The sequence below is a fragment of the Streptomyces camelliae genome (assembly GCF_027625935.1).
Lineage (GTDB): Bacteria > Actinomycetota > Actinomycetes > Streptomycetales > Streptomycetaceae > Streptomyces > Streptomyces camelliae.
The window spans coordinates 3,804,864-3,824,291 of record NZ_CP115300.1; the positions used below are offsets into that span (position 1 = coordinate 3,804,864).

Annotated in this window: 19 protein-coding genes and 3 tRNA genes; 3 read left to right on the plus strand and 19 right to left on the minus strand. The window is 68.8% G+C overall.

The window, feature by feature from the left end; translation table 11 throughout:
* Positions 1-43: 43 nt before the first annotated feature.
* From rpoB to O1G22_RS17230, 9 genes are all read right to left on the minus strand, one after another.
* On the minus strand, positions 44-3,529 hold the full coding sequence (gene rpoB, locus O1G22_RS17190) for a DNA-directed RNA polymerase subunit beta (RefSeq protein WP_225100435.1): 3,486 nt from the start codon (positions 3,527-3,529) through the stop codon (positions 44-46).
* A gap of 560 nt (positions 3,530-4,089) precedes the next feature.
* On the minus strand, positions 4,090-4,473 hold the full coding sequence (gene rplL, locus O1G22_RS17195; protein WP_225100579.1) for a 50S ribosomal protein L7/L12: 384 nt from the start codon (positions 4,471-4,473) through the stop codon (positions 4,090-4,092).
* Positions 4,474-4,582: 109 nt separating this feature from the next.
* Positions 4,583-5,113, minus strand: a complete 531-nt coding sequence (gene rplJ, locus O1G22_RS17200) for a 50S ribosomal protein L10 (protein WP_225100436.1) — start codon at positions 5,111-5,113, stop codon at positions 4,583-4,585.
* A gap of 280 nt (positions 5,114-5,393) precedes the next feature.
* Positions 5,394-6,350: an SCO4651 family lipoprotein gene (locus tag O1G22_RS17205; RefSeq protein WP_270082149.1), complete on the minus strand. Its 957-nt coding sequence runs from the start codon at positions 6,348-6,350 to the stop codon at positions 5,394-5,396.
* A 181-nt stretch (positions 6,351-6,531) separates the two neighbouring features.
* Positions 6,532-7,257 (minus strand): 50S ribosomal protein L1, encoded by a 726-nt coding sequence (gene rplA, locus O1G22_RS17210; RefSeq protein ID WP_225100439.1) that lies wholly within the window; start codon positions 7,255-7,257, stop codon positions 6,532-6,534.
* Between the two features lie 100 nt (positions 7,258-7,357).
* On the minus strand, positions 7,358-7,792 hold the full coding sequence (rplK, locus tag O1G22_RS17215; RefSeq protein ID WP_031167035.1) for a 50S ribosomal protein L11: 435 nt from the start codon (positions 7,790-7,792) through the stop codon (positions 7,358-7,360).
* Positions 7,793-7,961: 169 nt separating this feature from the next.
* Entirely contained in the window at positions 7,962-8,816 is an 855-nt protein-coding gene (nusG, locus tag O1G22_RS17220; RefSeq protein ID WP_270082150.1) for a transcription termination/antitermination protein NusG, read from the minus strand.
* Between the two features lie 80 nt (positions 8,817-8,896).
* Positions 8,897-9,184 carry a preprotein translocase subunit SecE gene (gene secE / locus O1G22_RS17225; RefSeq protein WP_225100442.1) on the minus strand — a complete coding sequence of 96 codons (288 nt, stop codon included), beginning with the start codon at positions 9,182-9,184 and terminating at the stop codon, positions 8,897-8,899.
* A gap of 108 nt (positions 9,185-9,292) precedes the next feature.
* A tRNA-Trp gene (locus O1G22_RS17230) sits at positions 9,293-9,365 on the minus strand.
* Positions 9,366-9,639: 274 nt separating this feature from the next.
* Between O1G22_RS17230 and O1G22_RS17235 the strand changes: the two genes are divergently transcribed.
* Positions 9,640-10,866: a pyridoxal phosphate-dependent aminotransferase gene (locus tag O1G22_RS17235; RefSeq protein ID WP_270082151.1), complete on the plus strand. Its 1,227-nt coding sequence runs from the start codon at positions 9,640-9,642 to the stop codon at positions 10,864-10,866.
* Positions 10,867-11,011: 145 nt separating this feature from the next.
* Complete coding sequence (locus O1G22_RS17240; protein WP_270082152.1) at positions 11,012-12,052, plus strand: adenosine deaminase; 1,041 nt, start codon at positions 11,012-11,014, stop codon at positions 12,050-12,052.
* Here O1G22_RS17240 and O1G22_RS17245 read toward each other — a convergent pair.
* Both O1G22_RS17245 and O1G22_RS17250 read right to left on the minus strand, forming a co-directional pair.
* Complete coding sequence (locus tag O1G22_RS17245) at positions 11,997-12,725, minus strand: hypothetical protein (protein ID WP_270082153.1); 729 nt, start codon at positions 12,723-12,725, stop codon at positions 11,997-11,999. The genes O1G22_RS17240 and O1G22_RS17245 overlap by 56 nt on opposite strands.
* A gap of 15 nt (positions 12,726-12,740) precedes the next feature.
* Positions 12,741-13,364 carry a TetR/AcrR family transcriptional regulator gene (locus tag O1G22_RS17250; RefSeq protein ID WP_270082154.1) on the minus strand — a complete coding sequence of 208 codons (624 nt, stop codon included), beginning with the start codon at positions 13,362-13,364 and terminating at the stop codon, positions 12,741-12,743.
* Positions 13,365-13,470: 106 nt separating this feature from the next.
* Here O1G22_RS17250 and O1G22_RS17255 point away from each other — a divergent pair, with 106 nt between their 5' ends.
* Positions 13,471-14,103 carry an NAD(P)-dependent oxidoreductase gene (locus tag O1G22_RS17255; protein WP_270082155.1) on the plus strand — a complete coding sequence of 211 codons (633 nt, stop codon included), beginning with the start codon at positions 13,471-13,473 and terminating at the stop codon, positions 14,101-14,103.
* 21 nt (positions 14,104-14,124) lie between these two features.
* On the opposite strand, the gene O1G22_RS17260 is transcribed toward O1G22_RS17255, so the two are convergent.
* The 8 genes from O1G22_RS17260 to O1G22_RS17295 form a co-directional block, all read right to left on the minus strand.
* The gene (locus O1G22_RS17260; protein WP_270082156.1) at positions 14,125-15,180 is read right to left on the minus strand and encodes a UDP-N-acetylmuramate dehydrogenase; all 1,056 of its coding nucleotides are present in this window, start codon (positions 15,178-15,180) and stop codon (positions 14,125-14,127) included.
* 213 nt (positions 15,181-15,393) lie between these two features.
* Positions 15,394-16,908, minus strand: coding sequence for a DHA2 family efflux MFS transporter permease subunit (locus tag O1G22_RS17265; protein ID WP_270082157.1), 1,515 nt, complete (start codon positions 16,906-16,908; stop codon positions 15,394-15,396).
* Positions 16,909-16,993: 85 nt separating this feature from the next.
* Complete coding sequence (locus tag O1G22_RS17270; RefSeq protein WP_270082158.1) at positions 16,994-17,563, minus strand: TetR/AcrR family transcriptional regulator; 570 nt, start codon at positions 17,561-17,563, stop codon at positions 16,994-16,996.
* Positions 17,564-17,679: 116 nt separating this feature from the next.
* Positions 17,680-18,108 (minus strand): MaoC family dehydratase, encoded by a 429-nt coding sequence (locus O1G22_RS17275; RefSeq protein ID WP_270082159.1) that lies wholly within the window; start codon positions 18,106-18,108, stop codon positions 17,680-17,682.
* A 7-nt stretch (positions 18,109-18,115) separates the two neighbouring features.
* A complete protein-coding gene (locus O1G22_RS17280) occupies positions 18,116-18,568 on the minus strand; it encodes a MaoC family dehydratase N-terminal domain-containing protein (RefSeq protein ID WP_270082160.1) in 453 nt (150 codons plus the stop codon).
* Positions 18,569-18,690: 122 nt separating this feature from the next.
* Positions 18,691-18,855 carry a 50S ribosomal protein L33 gene (gene rpmG, locus O1G22_RS17285; RefSeq protein ID WP_003948671.1) on the minus strand — a complete coding sequence of 55 codons (165 nt, stop codon included), beginning with the start codon at positions 18,853-18,855 and terminating at the stop codon, positions 18,691-18,693.
* A gap of 90 nt (positions 18,856-18,945) precedes the next feature.
* Positions 18,946-19,018: transfer RNA gene (locus O1G22_RS17290), tRNA-Met, on the minus strand.
* Between the two features lie 46 nt (positions 19,019-19,064).
* Positions 19,065-19,137 (minus strand) — tRNA-Thr (locus O1G22_RS17295).
* Positions 19,138-19,428: the final 291 nt, after the last annotated feature.

Consider the following 19,428-nt stretch of genomic DNA (forward strand, 5'->3'; position numbering starts at 1 on the left):
GGCGGGGGCCTCACGCGGTGGCGAGGCCCCTACCGGACTCCCGTCAGACCTCTTCGACGCTGCTCGGCTCGCGCCGGGACAGGTCGATACCGAGCTCCTCCGCAGCGCGGAAGACGTCCTCGTCGGTGTCACGCATCTCGATGGACATACCGTCGCTGGACAGCACCTCCACGTTCAGGCAGAGCGACTGCATCTCCTTGATGAGCACCTTGAAGGACTCGGGGATGCCGGGCTCGGGGATGTTCTCGCCCTTGACGATGGCCTCGTAGACCTTCACGCGGCCGGTGACGTCGTCGGACTTGATGGTCAGCAGCTCCTGGAGGGCGTACGCGGCGCCGTAGGCCTCAAGGGCCCACACCTCCATCTCACCGAACCGCTGGCCACCGAACTGGGCCTTACCACCCAGCGGCTGCTGGGTGATCATCGAGTACGGACCGGTCGAGCGGGCGTGCAGCTTGTCGTCGACCAGGTGGTGCAGCTTGAGGATGTACATGTAGCCGACCGAGATCGGGTCCGGGAACGGCTCACCGCTACGGCCGTCGAACAGCCGCGCCTTGCCGGACGGGAGCACCATGCGCTCGCCGTCGCGGTTCGGGATGGTGTGCTGCAGCAGACCCGCCAGCTCGTCCTCGCGGGCACCGTCGAAGACCGGGGTCGCGACGTTGGTGCGCGGGGCGACCTGGTCGGCGCCGATGGCCTGCAGACGCTGGGCCCACTCGTCCGCGAGACCGGAGACGTCCCAGCCGCGGCTGGCGAGCCAGCCGAGGTGGATCTCCAGGACCTGTCCCGGGTTCATTCGGGACGGCACACCCAGCGGGTTGAGGATGATGTCGACCGGGGTGCCGTCCTCCAGGAACGGCATGTCCTCGATCGGCAGGATCTTGGAGATGACGCCCTTGTTGCCGTGGCGGCCGGCGAGCTTGTCACCGTCGGTGATCTTGCGCTTCTGCGCGACGTAGACGCGGACCAGCTGGTTCACGCCCGGCGGCAGCTCGTCGCCCTCCTCGCGGTCGAAGACGCGCACGCCGATGACCTTGCCGGTCTCGCCGTGCGGCACCTTCAGCGAGGTGTCACGGACCTCACGGGCCTTCTCACCGAAGATCGCGCGCAGCAGGCGCTCCTCGGGGGTCAGCTCGGTCTCACCCTTCGGGGTGACCTTGCCGACGAGGATGTCACCGGCGATGACCTCGGCACCGATGCGGATGATGCCGCGCTCGTCGAGGTCGGCGAGGACCTCCTCGGAGACGTTCGGGATGTCCCGGGTGATCTCCTCGGGGCCGAGCTTGGTGTCACGGGCGTCGACCTCGTGCTCCTCGATGTGGATCGAGGAGAGGACGTCGTCCTGCACGAGGCGCTGCGACAGGATGATCGCGTCCTCGTAGTTGTGACCCTCCCACGGCATGAACGCCACGAGCAGGTTCTTGCCGAGGGCCATCTCACCGTTCTGGGTGGCCGGGCCGTCGGCGAGGACCTGGCCCTCGATGACGCGGTCGCCCTCGTTGACGATGACCTTCTGGTTGACCGAGGTGCCCTGGTTGGACCGGGAGAACTTGGCCAGGCGGTACGTGATGTACGTGCCGTCGTCGTTGGCGGTGGTGATGTAGTCCGCGGAGACCTCCTGGACCACACCGTCCTTCTCGGCCTTGACCACGTCGCCGGCGTCGACCGCGGAGCGGTACTCCATGCCGGTGCCGACGAGCGGCGCCTCGGACTTAATCAGCGGCACGGCCTGACGCATCATGTTCGCGCCCATGAGGGCACGGTTGGCGTCGTCGTGCTCCAGGAAGGGGATCATGGCGGTCGCGACCGACACCATCTGGCGCGGCGAGACGTCCATGTAGTCCACGTCCTCGGGGCCGACGTAGTCGACCTCGCCGCCACGGCGGCGGACGAGCACGCGGTTCTCGACGAAGCGGAGGTCCTCACCGAGCGTGGCGTTGGCCTGCGCGATGACGAAGCGGTCCTCCTCGTCGGCGGTCAGGTAGTCCACCTCGTCGGTGACCTGGCCGTCGACGACCTTGCGGTACGGCGTCTCGACGAAACCGAACGCGTTGACCCGGCCGTAGGAGGCGAGCGAGCCGATCAGACCGATGTTCGGGCCTTCCGGCGTCTCGATCGGGCACATACGGCCGTAGTGCGACGGGTGCACGTCACGGACCTCGAAGCCGGCCCGCTCACGGGAGAGACCACCCGGGCCGAGGGCGTTCAGACGACGCTTGTGCGTCAGCCCCGACAGCGGGTTGTTCTGGTCCATGAACTGGGACAGCTGGCTGGTGCCGAAGAACTCCTTGATGGAGGCGACGACCGGCCGGATGTTGATCAGGGTCTGCGGCGTGATCGCCTCGACGTCCTGGGTGGTCATGCGCTCGCGCACGACACGCTCCATACGGGCGAGACCCGTACGGACCTGGTTCTGGATCAGCTCACCGACGCTGCGGATACGGCGGTTGCCGAAGTGGTCGATGTCGTCGGTCTCGACCATGATCGTGCGACCGGTCGCGGTCACCGTCTCGGTCTCACCGGCGTGCAGCTGCACCAGGTACTTGATGGTGGCGATGATGTCGTCGGTGGTGAGCACGCCGGCGTCCAGCGGCTCGTCCGCACCGAGCTTCTTGTTCACCTTGTAGCGGCCGACCTTGGCGAGGTCGTAGCGCTTGGGGTTGAAGTAGAGGTTCTCCAGCAGCGTCTGCGCGGCCTCGCGCGTGGGGGGCTCGCCCGGACGCAGCTTGCGGTAGATGTCGAGCAGCGCGTCGTCCTGGCCCTGGGTGTGGTCCTTCTCCAGGGTGGCGCGCATCGACTCGTAGTCGCCGAACTCCTCAAGGATCTGCTCGGTCGTCCAGCCGAGCGCCTTGAGCAGCACGGTGACCGACTGCTTGCGCTTGCGGTCGATACGGACACCGACCATGTCGCGCTTGTCGATCTCCATCTCCAGCCAGGCACCCCGGGACGGGATGATCTTGGCGGAGAAGATGTCCTTGTCGGACGTCTTGTCGATGCTGGAGTCGAAGTAGACACCGGGGGAACGGACCAGCTGAGACACCACGACACGCTCGGTGCCGTTGATGACGAAGGTGCCCTTGTTCGTCATGAGCGGGAAGTCGCCCATGAAGACCGTCTGGGACTTGATCTCACCGGTCTCGTTGTTGGTGAACTCGGCGGTGACGAAGAGCGGGGCGGCGTACGTGAAGTCGCGCTCCTTGCACTCGTCGATGGAGTTCTTCGGCGGCTCGAAGCGGTGGTCCCGGAACGTCAGGGACATCGACCCGGAGAAGTCCTCGATCGGGGAGATCTCCTCGAAGATCTCCTCCAGACCGGACTTGGTGGGGACGTCCTGACCGTTCTCCAGAGCCTCCTCGACCCGACTCTGCCAAGCGGTGTTGCCGAGCAGCCAGTCGAAGCTCTCGGTCTGCAGCGCGAGCAGGTTCGGAACCTCAAGAGGCTCCTTGATCTTTGCAAAGGAGATGCGCAGCGGGGCGGTGCTGGCGCCGTTGTTCATATTCGCGGTCGAGGCATTGCGCGAGGCGGCCAAGAGGGGGTCCTTCCGAGGGCTCGGACTCACTACGCGCGTGCCGGCCCCTCCCCCATCCGCAGAGACAGAAACCCCAGGTCAAGGGAGCTTTTGTCATCGGCGTTCGAGTGAGGGCAGACCCCTGGTGACGGGCAGGGGACAGCTAACAGGCAGCGCAAAGGGTCAGTGTAGCCACTTGGCACACTGATGTCCAGTCCCGGGTTCCAGAGACCCTTGCGACCCTCGTTGTTCTCAACGCCTTCGTCAACGCCCTCGGCATGCCTGCCCTCAACGCACGTTGATACTGCCCTCTTCGTCGCCGATCCATGCCTCGGATTCGGATCCTTGTGGCGACGCGTCCTGAGAATTGCGCGCTGCGTGCGGTTCGTCAAGGCCCCCCTTGCCCGAGCCAGGGCATCCGGAGACACGACGAAGATCACCTTACCCCTCACGAACACAGGTGCAAGGCAGCCCGGGCCCGACCCCGGGGAACGCCGAAGGGCGACCACCCGGATGGATGATCGCCCTTCGGTGCGTTCGCGTTACAGCCCCAGGGGGCCGTTCATGCGGTCGCGAAGGTCTTACTTGACCTCGACGGACGCGCCGGCGCCCTTGAGGGCTTCGGCGGCCTTGTCCGCGGCCTCCTTGTTGACCTTCTCCAGAACCGGCTTCGGGGTGCCGTCGACCAGGTCCTTGGCCTCCTTCAGGCCGAGGGAGGTCAGCTCACGCACGACCTTGATGACCTGGATCTTCTTCTCGCCGGCGCCGGTGAGGATGACGTCGAACTCGTCCTTCTCCTCGACGGCCTCGGCCGGGGCGGCCGGACCGGCCGGGCCCGCAACGACGGTCGCCGCAGCGGCGGTGACGTCGAACTTCTCCTCGAACGCCTTCACGAACTCGGAGAGCTGGATGAGGGTCATGCCCTCGAACTCGGCGAGCAGTTCGTCCTGGGTGAGAGCCATGATGGCTTTCCTTCCACTAAGTTCGGCTGGTGCCGGATGTACTGGGTAAGGCGGGCGTACGTCGGCCCGCTACGACCACTGCCTGACGGCGGCGGTCATGATGCGAGCCGAATTACTCGGCACCGCCCTGCTCGTCCTGCTTGGCGCGAAGCGCGTCCACGGTGCGGACGAGCTTCGACGGAAGCGCCTGGAAGAGCTGAGCAGTCTGCGTCTGCTTGCCCTTCATGGCACCCGCCAGCTTGGCGAGCAGAACCTCGCGGGACTCAAGGTCCGCAAGCTTCTTGATCTCGTCGGCGGACAGCGCCTTGCCGTCAAGGACACCGCCCTTGATGACGAGATTCGGGTTTTCCTTGGCGAAGTCACGCAGACCCTTCGCCGACTCCACCGGGTCACCGGTGACGAAGGCGACGGCGGTCGGACCAGCGAAAAGCTCGCCCGGCAGCGTGATCCCGGCCTCGTCGGCCGCAATCTTGGTCAGCGTGTTCTTCACCACGGCGTACTGGGCGTTCTCACCGAGCGACCGGCGCAGCGTCTTGAGCTGCGCCACGGTGAGACCGCGGTACTCGGTCAGCACGGCGGCGTTGGAGCTGCGGAACTTGTCCGTCAGCTCGGCAACCGCGGCAGCCTTGTCGGGCCTCGCCATAGAGCCTCGGCCTCCTTCCGGGTGATTCTGACCGCGCGGACCCGAAGGAGGACTGGGCAAAAATAAACGCCCCGGCGCAGGTGCACGGGGCGGACTCGACCGGCCGCACACGCGCTCGGCGCGCGCACTCCGGGAGCTCTTCCACTGTCACCTGCGCGGGTCGCCCACTTTTCAGCGGATCCTTCGGCCACCGCGCGCTCATTCGAACGCGCGGCAACGACCAGCGGTCTTTGGCTTCTTCAGGAGAGTACGGGACGGCCCCCCGCCCAGGCAAATCGGGTCAGGACGTCGTGCTGATCCCGCTGCCCGTGCTGGTGCTGCTGCCCGTGGCGGTGCCGCTGGGCAGGCCGCCGCTGGACTTCATGAGCTTGGCGAAGTCCAGCGTGTCGGCGGCCGGCGGGGCCTCGGTGGTGACGGGTACGCCGTAGTCGCTGTAGTAGGCGGTGTTGGTCATCTCGCCCTTGGCCGTGGCCCCCTTCTCGACCTTCTTCACCAGCAGGTTCTGGTCGTTGAGCCAGATGTCGACGGTCTCGGTGGTGATGCCCGCCTGGTCGAGCTGCTTCTTCAGGGCGGCCAGCTGGTCCGCGCGGATGTTGCTGTTCTTGCCCGCCAGGTCGGCGATGTTCACCGTGCCCGAGTAGTGCCGGGTGTGGACGCCGGCGACCGTCTCCTCGCCCACCTTCTTGACGTCACCGGAGGCCAGCAGCAGCTTCACGGACTGGTTCGGCGTGGCGGTGCGGATCTGGTCCTTCACGTACGACCCGGAGGCGCCGCTGACCTGGGCGAGGAGGTCGTACGAGTACTTGATCCAGTGCTTGCCGCCCAGGCGCTCGGCGGACGCGCCGCCCAGGTTCGCGTAGTAGGCGTCCGGCAGGTAGCGGGCCTGCAGCGACGGCGCCGCACCGACCCTGTGCATGGCCTCGGCGATCTTGCCGCCGGTGTAGGTGATGGTGAGGCTGCCGGTGAGGCCGTTGCCCCAGCGCATGACGCCGTTCCCCGACATCGACATCACGTCGCCGATGGCCATGGTGGAGCGCACCTTCGCCGACTCCGCCTTGTCGGTGGACTGCTCGGCGGTGCGCAGCACGGCGGCGATCGGGCTGATGTGGATCGTGGTGCCGCCGGCGGCCTTGTCACTCTTGCCGGAGCCCGAGGAGGAGCCGCAGGCTGCCACGGAGGTCAGCGCGGCGACCACCGCTATGGAAAGGGCCGTACGGCGAACGGTCGTGCTCTTCATCTGGTCCCACCCCTGTTGCAAGTCGTGTGCCCTGCACCGTAGCCCAGGGCACTGACAGTCGTGCCAAAGGCCCCACAAAGAAAGCTCGTACGAAGAAAGGACGGGCCCCGCACCTGGAAGGTTGCGGGGCCCGCCCTCTGTTCACGCGTCCCTGACGCGGCTACCGGGCTGAGCGGGAGGCTCAGACGGCGGCCGGGTCCTCCTCGACGAGGAGGTTGCGGGTGCGGTTCGGGTCGACCTGGATGCCGGGGCCCATGGTGGTGCTGACCGCGGCCTTCTTGATGTAGCGGCCCTTGGCGGCGGACGGCTTCAGACGGAGGATCTCCTCCAGCGCGGCGCCGTAGTTCTCCACCAGCTTGGCGTCGTCGAAGGACGCCTTGCCGATGATGAAGTGCAGGTTCGAGTGCTTGTCGACGCGGAACTCGATCTTGCCGCCCTTGATCTCGGTCACAGCCTTGGCGGTGTCCGGGGTCACGGTGCCGGTCTTCGGGTTCGGCATCAGACCACGCGGGCCGAGGACGCGGCCGAGGCGGCCGACCTTGCCCATGAGGTCCGGGGTGGCGACGACGGCGTCGAAGTCCAGACGGCCCTTCGCGACCTCGTCGATCAGCTCGTCGGCGCCGACGATGTCGGCGCCCGCGGCACGCGCGGCCTCGGCACGGTCACCGGTCGCGAAGACCAGGACCCGGGCGGTCTTACCGGTGCCGTGCGGAAGGTTCACGGTGCCACGGACCATCTGGTCGGCCTTGCGCGGGTCGACACCCAGACGGAAGGCGACCTCGACGGTGGCGTCGAACTTGGTCGTGGAGGTCTCCTTGGCGAGACGGACGGCTTCGAGCGGGGCGTACAGCTTCTCCCGGTCGACCTTGGCGTCCGCAGCGCGGAGAGCCTTGCTGCGCTTGCTCACAACTTGCTCCTGTGTGTTCTGTAAGGAGTCGTGGTCCCTGGGCCGAGCAGGCCCTGCCACGTGCGACCGGCTACGGCCGCATGACTACTGGGGGGTGAGGTCAGCCCTCGACCGTGATGCCCATGGAGCGGGCGGTGCCGGCGATGATCTTCGACGCGGCGTCCAGGTCGTTGGCGTTGAGGTCGGGCATCTTGGTCTGGGCGATCTCGCGGACCTGCGCCTCGGTGATCTTGGCGACCTTGGTCTTGTGCGGCTCGCCGGAGCCCTTCTCGACACCAGCAGCCTTGAGGATCATCTTCGCGGCCGGCGGGGTCTTGGTGACGAAGGTGAAGGAACGGTCCTCGTAGACCGTGATCTCCACCGGGATGACCCAACCACGCTGCGACTCGGTCGCGGCGTTGTAGGCCTTGCAGAACTCCATGATGTTGACGCCGTGCTGACCGAGCGCGGGGCCGACCGGCGGGGCCGGGTTCGCCGCACCGGCGTTGATCTGGAGCTTGATGAGCCCCGTGACCTTCTTCTTCTTGGGAGGCATTACTCTCCGGGTCCTTTCATTCGGGTCCATGCCCGCGCGAGGACCGAGTCCTCACGCAGGCATACCGCACAACGATAACGGGTATAGATGCGCGGCTGAAAACCGAGCAGGTCAGACCGGCTGAGGCAGCCCGCCTGACCTGCACGGAAGAGCGACATCCAGAAATGGACTAGTTCTTCTGGATCTGGTCGAAGGACAGCTCGACCGGGGTCTCGCGACCGAAGATCTCCACCAGGCCCTTGACCTTCTTGGAGTCGGCGTTGATCTCGTTGATGGTCGCCTGCAGCGTGGCGAACGGGCCGTCGGTGACGGTGACCGAGTCGCCGACCTCGAAGTCCAGCACCTGGACCTCGACCTTGCGCTGCGGAGCGGGCTTGCCCTCGGCCTCGGCGGCCTCGCGGGCGGCCTTCTCCTCGGCCTCCGGGGCGAGCATCTTGACGATCTCGTCCAGGGTCAGCGGGTACGGGTCGTAGGCGTTGCCGACGAAGCCCGTGACACCCGGGGTGTTGCGGACGACGCCCCAGGACTCGTTGGTCAGGTCCATGCGGACAAGGACGTAACCCGGCAGCTTGTTCTGCTTGATCGTCTTGCGGTCGCCGTTCTTGATCTGGACGACCTCTTCCTGCGGCACCTCGGCCTGGAAGATGTAGTCCTCGACGTTCAGCGAGACGGCGCGCTGCTCCAGGTTGGTCTTCACGCGGTTCTCGTAACCGGCGTAGGTGTGGATCACGTACCACTCGCCGGGCAGAGTGCGCAGTTCCTCGCGCAGGGCCTCGACGGGGTCGACGGGCGCGGCCGGCTCCTCCTCGGCGGCCTCCGCGACGGCGGCCTCCTCGGCGGACTCGGCGTCCTCGGTCTCGTCCTCGTCCTCGACGTGCAGCGCGGCGTCCTCGGCCGGCTCGCCCGCCTCGGCGTCGGCAGCCTCGACCTCGTCCAGCTCCTCGTCCGCGCCCTCGACGATGTCGAGCTCGTCATCCACGGACTCGTCCGGCTCGACGGCGTCGTTCAGGTTCTGGTCAGACACGGTGGCTGCTTCTTCCTGGATACATAGGGGTGGAACATGCGAAAACGGGCGCCGGTACCACGGCGCCCTTCGCTCTTGGCTCAGCCGAAGACGTACTTGGCCGCGTGGTTGAGCCCATAGTCAATCACGGTCACCAGGCCGATCATGATGGCGACGAAGAAGATCACCACGGTGGTGTACGACGTCAGCTGGTTACGAGTCGGCCAGACGACCTTGCGGAGCTCCGCGATGATCTGGCGGTAGAAGGTGGCCAAGCGCTTCAGCGGGCCCTTCTTGGCGCGCTTGCCGCCCTTGCGGGCCTTCTTCTTGGACTCGGACAGCTCGTCCTGGGCGTCAGGCGTGTCGATGGAGCCCACGGCGTCCGTCATGCGTCCTCACCTGGTCCCGGGTCATGGCCGTGCCGCGCCCGGTTTCTGGAGCCGCACGGCGGTGCATTGCAGTACGTACATGCGCACACATCCTGGCGGTGTGTGTAGCAGGGCCGGAGGGACTTGAACCCCCAACCGCCGGTTTTGGAGACCGGTGCTCTACCAATTGAGCTACGACCCTTTGTGTGTCCCCCAACGTACCGCATCCGACCGGGTGCGGGGTGTGCACCGGTTGCGGCGGCGGCTGTTGATGGCCAACGAGGACAGAGTGTACGTGGTCCACGCCCCGGCGTCGAACAGAAACTGCCCGTCCGAGGGAGGGTGGCCGAAGATCGTCCTGGCCGGAGGGGCGAACGGGGCCCGGATTCGGACCCGTGTTCACGTGCCGCCCCCTGGCTGTTCAGTCTGTGAAACCCGTGTGCCGGGGACATTTCCGGTCTGGAACGATGGGCCCCATGAGCGCTGCAACCCCTCCCACCGAGCGCCGGGTCTCCGCCCGAATCGGCGCGATCTCCGAGTCCGCCACCCTCGCCGTGGACGCCAAGGCCAAGGCCCTGAAGGCCGCCGGGCGTCCGGTGATCGGCTTCGGCGCCGGCGAGCCCGACTTCCCGACCCCGGACTACATCGTCGAGGCGGCCGTCGAGGCCTGCAAGAACCCCAAGTACCACCGCTACACCCCGGCCGGCGGCCTGCCCGAGCTGAAGGCCGCGATCGCCGCGAAGACGCTGCGCGACTCCGGCTGGGAGCCGGACGTATCGCAGATCCTCGTCACCAACGGCGGCAAGCAGGCCATCTACGAGGCGTTCGCGGCGATCCTCGACCCGGGCGACGAGGTCATCGTCCCGGCGCCGTACTGGACGACGTACCCCGAGTCGATCCGTCTCGCGGGCGGTGTCCCGGTGGAGGTCGTGGCCGACGAGACCACCGGCTACCGCGTCACGGTGGAGCAGCTGGAGGCGGCGCGCACGGAGAAGACCAAGGTCGTCCTCTTCGTCTCCCCGTCCAACCCGACCGGCGCGGTGTACTCCGAGGCCGAGACCGATGCGATCGGCCGCTGGGCCCTGGAGCACGGCCTGTGGGTGCTGACCGACGAGATCTACGAGCACCTGGTCTACGGCGACGCGGCCGCCGTGTCCCTGCCGGCGCTGCTGCCCGAGCTGCGCGACAAGTGCATCGTGGTCAACGGTGTGGCGAAGACGTACGCCATGACCGGCTGGCGCGTGGGCTGGGTCATCGGCCCGAAGGACGTCGTCAAGGCCGCGACGAACCTGCAGTCGCACGCCACGTCGAACGTCTCCAACGTGGCCCAGGTGGCCGCCCTGGCCGCCGTCTCCGGTGACCTGTCCGCCGTCGAGAAGATGCGCGAGGCCTTCGACCGGCGCCGCAAGACCATCGTGCGGATGCTCAACGAGATCGACGGCGTGCTCTGCCCGGAGCCCGAGGGCGCCTTCTACGCCTACCCGTCGGTCAAGGCCCTCATCGGCAAGGAGATCCGCGGCAAGCGCCCGCAGAACTCGGTCGAGCTGGCCGCGCTGATCCTGGAGGAGGCCGAGGTCGCGGTCGTCCCGGGCGAGGCCTTCGGCACGCCGGGCTATCTGCGGCTGTCGTACGCGCTCGGTGACGAGGACCTCGTCGAGGGTGTGAGCCGGATGCAGAAGCTGCTGGCGGAGGCCAGGGACTGAGTGGTCCGACCGGTCTGAGCGGTCCATTTTTGGACGAGGGGCACCTACTGGCGACTAGTAGGTGCCCCTCGTTCGTACGTGCGAGCAAGACCACGTACGGGGAAACGGCTACCGGTGTGACAGGTGTGTACGGCAGGATCCTCCAATGGAGCGTGTACGTGACCTCTCTGAGCTGCCGAAAGCCCATCTGCACCTGCACTTCACCGGCTCGATGCGGCCGGGCACCGTGCTGGAACTGGCCGACAAGTACGGCGTACGCCTGCCCGACGCCCTGACGGACGCGCTGACCAGCGGCGAGCCACCGAAGCTGCGGGCCACCGACGAGCGGGGCTGGTTCCGTTTCCAGCGGCTGTACGACGCGGCGCGCTCCTGCCTGCGCGAACCGGAGGACATCCGGCGCCTGGTCCGGGAGGCCGCCGAGGAGGACCTGAAGGACGGCTCGGGCTGGCTGGAGATCCAGGTGGACCCGACGTCGTACGCGCCCCGGCTGGGCGGGCTGATCCCGGCGCTGGAGATCATCCTGGACGCGGTGGAGACGACGGCCCGCGAGACCGGGCTCGGCATGCGCGTCCTGGTCGCCGCCAACCGCATGAAGCACCCGCTGGACGCGCGCACGCTGGCCCGGCTGGCGGTGCGGTACGCGGACCGGGGCGTGGTCGGCTTCGGGCTCTCCAACGACGAGCGGCGCGGCATGGCGCGGGACTTCGACCGGGCCTTCCACATCGCGCGCGAGGGCGGCCTGCTGTCGGCCCCGCACGGCGGCGAACTGACCGGCCCGGCCTCGGTCCGGGACTGCCTGGACGACCTCCACGCCTCCCGGATCGGGCACGGGGTGCGCGCGGCGGAGGACCCGCGGCTGCTGAAGCGGCTTGCGGACCGGCAGGTGACCTGCGAGGTGTGCCCGGCGTCGAACGTGGCGCTCGGCGTGTACGAGAAGCCCGAGGACGTCCCGCTGCGCACGTTCTTCGAGGCGGGTGTCCCGATGGCCCTCGGCGCCGACGACCCGCTGCTGTTCGGCTCCCGGCTGGCCGCCCAGTACGAGATCGCCCGGCACTCCCATGGCTTCTCGGACGCCGAACTCGCCGAGCTGGCCCGCCAGTCGGTGCGGGGTTCGGCCGCGCCGGAGGACGTCAGGGAGCGGCTGCTGGCCGGCGTGGACGAGTGGCTGGCCCGCCCGGCCTCCTGAGGGGCTCGCCCGGCCGTCTGAAGTGGGCGTACGGCGGATAGGGCTTGAAGCAGATCAGCACGTCGAGGGGGTGCCCGCCGCCGGGCGGCTGCACCAGCGCCGGGATCTCCCCCATCAGCGTCATACGCCCCTCGGCGACGCGCTTCTGGTACGGCCCGTGGCCGGCCGCACGGGCGAACCAGCCGGCTGTCTCGGCGAACACGTCTCGGCTGCCGAGGAGAAAGAACGTACGCGCGTGCGTGGCGTGCCGCAGCTCGTCCCGGAAGCCGGCACGGCCCTGGCGGGCGCGCCAGGCGGCGGCGTCCCGCGCGGTGCGTGCCTCGTCGGTGCGGGCGGTCAGCGGGGTGCCGTGGCGCAGCCTCCGACGCAGCTCGGGCCACTGGCTGGGGCGCAGGCCGAGGGTGTGGTGCGCGAGGACGAGGTCGACGGTGTCGCCGACGCCCTCGTCGGGGGGCACGCCGTCGCGCAGCGGCAGGTGCACGATCGTGTGCCGGGAGTACGCGGCGAAGGAGAACAGTCCGGCGAGCCGGTTCAGCCCGTCGTGGTCGCCGAGCAGCCACCCGATGGGGTCGGGGGCGCGCAGCGACGTGTGGCGCAGGGGCCGCCAGGGCTGGACGACCCGGTGCTCGTGGGGCCCCGTCCGGAATCTGAACTCGCGCAGCCTCAGCCGCATGTGCGCCTCATGGCCTCAGGGTCGCGACTGTGAGGGCTCCTCGGCAACGGAGATTCCGCCCAGCAGCGTCCTGGCGAGCCGCGCGGCGAACGCGTCGACAGGCGGCCGCTCCCCCGTGCCGGCCGCGTCGTAGGCGAACGCGCGCTGCGCGCAGGCGCCCAGCAGCAGGGAGGCGGCGGCGAAGGTGTCGGCGTCGGCACGGACACGGCCGGCGGCCTGTTCCGCGCGGAGGTAGGCGTCCAGGTCCTGGATGGGCCGGTGCGGGCCGGAGCCGAGCTCGCGCAGGGCCTCGAAGTGGCGCTCCTTGAGCTGGGTCTCGGCGTACAGGGAGGCGGCGATCGGGAAGCTCTGCTCGTAGAACAGGGCGGCCTGGCGGGCGATCTCGGTGAGGTTGCCCGCCAGGGTGCCCCGGTCCGGTTCGGCGGCGAGGCTGCCGAGCAGCGGGGTGAGGCGGGGCAGCCGCTCGGCGAGCACCCGGACGAACAGGTCCTCCTTGCTGTCGAAGTACTTGTAGAGAGCCGCTTCCGAGCAGCCGGCCGCGCGCGCGATCTCCTTGGTGGTGGCGCGGGCGAGTCCGACGGTGAGCATCAGCTCGTGGGCGGCGTCGAGGATGCGGACTCGCGCCGGCTTCGGCTCCATGGGACGTCCAATCGGGCTTGACGGGTGGGTGAGTGCTTACCCACTCTAGAGCCAGCAGGGGTGAGTGAATACTTACCCACCAATCCCGAGCAGCACGGGAGCACTCATGAACCTCACCGTTTTCGGCGCCACCGGCGGGATCGGCCGGGAGCTCGTCCGGCAAGCGCTCGACGCGGGCCACCGGGTCACCGCCGTGGTCCGTGATCCGGCCCGGCTGGAGGTCACCGGCGACACGCTGGAGGTGTTCCGGGCCGACCTGACCGACCCGGAGCCGCTGCGAGCCGCCGTCGCGGGCCGGGACGCCGTCCTGTCCGGCCTGGGCGCCCGCAGCCGCAAGGACGCGGGGGTCGCCACCCGGCTGACCCGGACGGTCCTGCGCGCCATGGAGGCGGAGGGCGTACGACGGCTGCTGGTGGTCAGCGCCGGCCCGGTCGGCCCCGCACCCGAGAGCGACAGCCCCCTGGACCGCGGGATGCGCGGCATCGTCAGTGCCGTCCTGAAGGACGTCTACGCCGATCTGAGCGAGATGGAGGCCGAGCTGGCCCGCAGCGGCACGGACTGGACGTCCGTACGCCCCCCGCGCCTCCAGGACAAGCCGCTCACCGGCCGCTACCGCACCGTCATCGGCGGCTTCCCGCGCAAGGGCCGCTTCATCGCCCGCGCGGACGTCGCCCACGCCATGCTGTCGATGATCGACGACCAGGGGACGGTGAAGCAGGGAGTGGGAGTGGCGTACTAGCGGTTTTCCGGGCCCCTGTGCCTAGAGGCTGACGCCCACCGTGACCGGCTCGTTGACCAGCGTGATCCCGAAGGCCTCGTGGACGCCGGCGACGACCTCGCGGGCCAGGGCGAGCAGGTCCTCGGTCGTGGCCTCGCCCCGGTTGGTGAGGGCGAGGGTGTGCTTGGTGGAGATGCGGGCGGGCCCGGTGCCGTAACCCTTGGTGAAGCCGGCCTTGTCGATCAGCCAGGCCGCGGAGGTCTTCGTACGGCCCGCACCCGCCGGGTACGCGGGCGGCTCGAAGCCCTCTCCCAGCCGCTCCCGCACGCGCGCGTGGAACGCGGCGAACTGCCCGTCGGTGAGGATCGGGTTGGTGAAGAAGGACCCGGCCGACCAGGTGTCGTGGTCCTCGGGGTCGAGGACCATGCCCTTGCCGGCGCGCAGCTTCAGCACGGTCTCGCGGGCGTCGGCCAGCGGCACCCGGGCGCCGGGCTCGACGCCGAGCGCGCGGGCGGCTTCGGCGTACTTGACGGGCGCGGACAGCCCGCCGGCGTCCTCCAGCCCGAAGCGGACGCGCAGCACGACATAGCGCGCGGGGTCGGCCTTGAAACGGCTGTGGCGGTACGAGAAGGCGCACTCCTCGTTCGTCAGCGTGACCGTCTGGCCGGCGTGCCGGTCGTAGGCGATCACTTCGGTGATGGTGGAGGAGACCTCCTGGCCGTAGGCACCCACGTTCTGGATCGGCGTGGCGCCCGCGGAGCCCGGGATGCCGGCCAGGCACTCGATCCCGGCGAGCCCGGCCTCGACCGTGCGGGCGACGGCGTCCGTCCACACCTCACCGGCGGCCAGCTCCAGCGTCGTACCGCGCAGCTCCACACCGCGCGTGGCGATGCGCAGGGCGGTGCCGTCGAAGCCCTTGTCGCCGATGACCAGGTTCGATCCGCCGCCGATCACCAGCAACGGCGTCCCGCTGTCGTCGGCCTCGCGGACAGCGTCGATCACCTCGGCGTCGGTCACGGCGGTGACCAGCCGCGTCGCGGGACCGCCCAGCCGGAAGGTGGTCAGCGGGGCGAGGGGGGCGTCGTGGAGTACCTGCACGGCCCCAAGACTACGAGACACCTACGACAGCCCCGCACACCCGCCAGGGAGCCTGGAGACCGCCGTTGCCGGTCCACCGGCGGCTGGACGGCAGCCGCGGCGCGCACACGCACGCGCGCGTGGCCCCACAGCAGGACCACGCGCGCGTGCGCACGACGGGGAACGCGCCGCCCTCCCGCGGTCTACGTCGGCTCCCTTGGGCGAGGCTCCGGATCAGCGAGCCGACGACTCCAGCGACCCGGTCTCCAGCGCCTCGGTCCCCGCAACCGGCACGGCTGTCGGGGAGCCGGTCTCCACGCCCCGTCCGGACGCCTGTTCCTCCTCCGCACCCAGCGGACCCGCGCTCCGGCGGGCCGGTATCACCAGCGCGGCAAGCGCCGCCGCGGCGACCACCGCCGAACCGGTGACCAGGGCGGGCCGCAGGCCGTCCACGAAGCTCTGTGCGCTCTCGTAACCGCCCCGCGCGGAGAAGATCGACGACATCACGGCGATACCGAGCGCACCGCCCACCTCGCGCAGCGCGTTGTTCGCGCCGGAGGCGATGCCCTGCTCCTGCGGGCGGACGCTGGACATCACGAGGTTGGCGGCCGGTGCGAAGTACAGGGCCATACCGACCCCGCTGACGATCAGGGCGGGCAGCTGGGCGGCGTAGGAGGCGTCCACGGTGGCCACGACGGCCATGTAGCCGAGCCCGACGGCCTGCAGGAACAGGCCCGCGGCGACGACGGGACGGCCCCCCAGGCGGTCGGAGAGGATGCCGGCGACCGGCGCGACGAGCATCGGCATACCGGTCCACGGCAGCATCCTGAGGCCCGCCTCGGTGGGCGAGTAGCCGAGCACGCCCTGCATGTACTGGCTGAGCAGGAAGATCGAGCCGAACATCCCGACGAACATCAGCAGACTGGCCGCGTTGATCCCGGAGAACGCGCGGGAGCGGAACAGCCGCATGGGGAGCATCGGGTTCTCCGCGCGCGAGCTGTACAGAACGAACCCGGCCAGCAGCGCGGCACCGGCGAACATCGCGGTGAGGACCACGGTGTCGGTCCAGCCGTCGGCGGGCCCGCGGACCAGGCCGTAGACGATCCCGAAGAGCCCGCCGCTGGCGAGCAGTGTGCCGGGGACGTCGAGCGGGGCGCCGGTGCCGTGGGACTCGGCGAGCCGCAGCCGGGCGAGCGGCAGCACGGCCAGGCCGAGCGGAACGTTCAGCCAGAAGATCCAGTGCCAGGAGACGTGCTCGGTGAGGCTGCCGCCGATGAGCGGTCCGGAGGCGACGGCGAGGCCGTTGACGGCGCCCCAGATGCCGTACATCATCCCGCGCCTGGCGGCGGGCACGGCCGCGGTCAGCAGGGTCAGCGTGAGCGGCATCATCACGGCCGCGCCGACGCCCTGCACCGCGCGGGCGGCGATCAGCGCGCCGATGCCGGGCGCCATGGCCGCGGCGGCGGAGGCGCCGGTGAAGACGGTGAGTCCGGCGATGAAGAGCCGGCGGCGCCCGAACCGGTCACCGAGCGCGGCGCCGAACATCAGCAGCACGGCGAAGGTGAGCGTGTAGGCGCTCACGGTCCATTCGAGGTCGTCCAGCGCCCCGCCGAGGTCCTTGCGGATGGATGGCAGGGCGGTGGTGACGACGAGGTTGTCGAGGGCCGCCATGAATCCGGCGACGCTGGTGATGACGAGGGTCCAGGCGGCGCCCCCGCGTCCTGTGCTCAGTGCGTTCTGCTGTGACATCTGTCCCCCAGAGAGTGATCTAGTTAGTCATTGATTACTAACTTTTTGGCGCAGGAAAAGAGGCAGGGCAATCCGCCTCGTTCCGCTACTTCTCCAGCCGGCCGGTGATCCGGGCCGACGGATACATCCCCTGCCAGACCCGGTGTTCGGGCGGAAACCCCATGGCCGCAAGGGTGTTGATGAGCATTCCGTACGCCAGGAAGGTCGTGGTGTCGTTGTCGTCCGCCCCCAGCGGCAGGTGAACGGTGTCCCAGAGCTTCATCCAGCCGGCCCGTACCGCCTCACCGAACTCGTGATCACCCTCCGCCTCGGCCGCCGCAACCGTGATGTAGGTCTGCATCTGCATCTGCAGCCTCTCGGGCTGCTCCGTGATCAGCCGCACATAGGCGTTCGCCATGGCATGCAGGGCCTCCTCACCCTCCAGCCCCTCGGCCGCCTCCCCCAAGACCCGGCAGGTGTCCTCCACGCAGCGGAGCGACGCGGCGGCGAAGATCGCCTTCTTGCCCGCGAAGAGCCGGAAGAGGTACGGCTGCGATACGCCCACGCGGCTCGCGATCGCCTCCGTGGACGTGCCGTAGTAGCCCCTCTGCGCGAACTCCGCGATCGCCGCGCGAATGACGCTCTCGCGCCGCTCTTCTGCACTCATCCTGACCACAAGAAGGAAGTTAGTACTCAATCACTAACTTGGCAAGAGGTCTTCGGCACGGGGCATGCGTAAGGGGCGCCCCACCATGGAGGACGCCCCTTACCTCAACCACTGCGCGCTTGCCGTCAGGCCAGTCGTACGACCGCCCGGGACATGCCCAGCACCTTCTGGCCGCCGCTGGTCGCCGTCAGGTCCACGCGGACGGTGTTGTCGTCCAGCTTGGCCGCGACCTTGCCGCTGACCTCGATCTGGGCGCCCTTGTCGTCGTTCGGCACGACGACGGGCTTGGTGAAGCGGACGCCGTACTCCACGACCGCGCCCGGGTCCCCGGTCCAGTCGGTGACCACGCGGATCGCCTCGGCCATGGTGAACATGCCGTGCGCGATGACGTCCGGCAGGCCGACCTCCTTGGCGAACTTCTCGTTCCAGTGGATCGGGTTGAAGTCCCCGGAGGCGCCCGCGTAGCGCACGAGCGTGGCACGGGTCACAGGAAAGGTCTGGGCCGGCAGCTCGGTGCCGATCTCGACGTCGTCGTACGCGATCTTCGCCGTCATCAGGTCCTCACGCCTCCTCGGCCGCGCGGGCCACGAGCTTGGTCCAGGCGGTCACGACATGCTCGCCCGCCTCGTCGTACACCTCACCGCGGATGTCCAGGATGTCGTTGCCCGCCATGGACTTGATCGCCTCGATGGTGGAGGTGACCGTGAGCCGGTCTCCGGCGCGCACGGGGCGGTTGTAGGCGAACTTCTGGTCGCCGTGCACCACGCGGCTGTAGTCGAGGCCGAGCTGCGGGTCCTCGACGACCTGGCCGGCGGCCCGGAAGGTGATGGAGAACACGAACGTCGGCGGGGCGATCACATCGGAATGCCCGAGCGCCTTCGCGGCCTCCGGGTCCGTGTACACCGGGTTGGCCTCTCCCACCGCCTCGGCGAACTCGCGGATCTTCTCCCGGCCCACCTCGTAGGGCGCGGTGGGCGGGTAGGTCCGTCCCACGAAGGACTGGTCGAGCGCCATGCCCGGCACCTCCTGATGTCTGCTGTGATGGCCCCAAATTAGCCGTAAACCGGCCGGTGAAACGCCGTGAGGCCGCCCCCTCGGAAGGGGACGGCCTCACGTACGAGCCTGTTGAACCCTGTTCAGCGCGTCTCGCGGTGCGCAGTGTGCGCGTTGCAGCGCGGGCAGTGCTTCTTCATCTCAAGACGGTCCGGGTTGTTACGCCGGTTCTTCTTGGTGATGTAGTTCCGCTCCTTGCACTCCACGCAGGCCAGCGTGATCTTCGGGCGGACGTCGGTGGCAGCCACGTGAGTGCTCCTAAGACGAACGGATGGACTGATTTAACGCAAGAAAGAGTAGCCGATCGAAGGACCGACCCCGCAATCGGCTACTGTCAGTAGCGGTGACCGGACTTGAACCGGTGACACAGCGATTATGAGCCGCTTGCTCTACCGACTGAGCTACACCGCTTTGATGCGATCGGGCCCCGCCTTTCGGCGGGAACCTCTCACACCAGAGCCCCAAAACGGAATCGAACCGTTGACCTTCTCCTTACCATGGAGACGCTCTGCCGACTGAGCTATTGGGGCGAGCGATGAAGACATTACACGGTCCGCCGCCGTTCACCCAAATCCGTATCCGGCGGCCCGTCACACCCCCCATCTCAGCCCGCACAGCCGCCTCCTGAGACGTATCCCGGCGCCGGGCACGCGCGCGTGGGCATCCGTGGGAACAGTGGGTCGACGCCCACGCGCGCGTGGGCACGACAGGACCGAGGCGGGGCCACGCGGGCGGGCGACACGTGTACCGCCATGGGCGGACCACACCGGTACGACTATTGCGCTCCTGCGCGTCCCGCGCGGCTCGCCACCCTAGGCTCG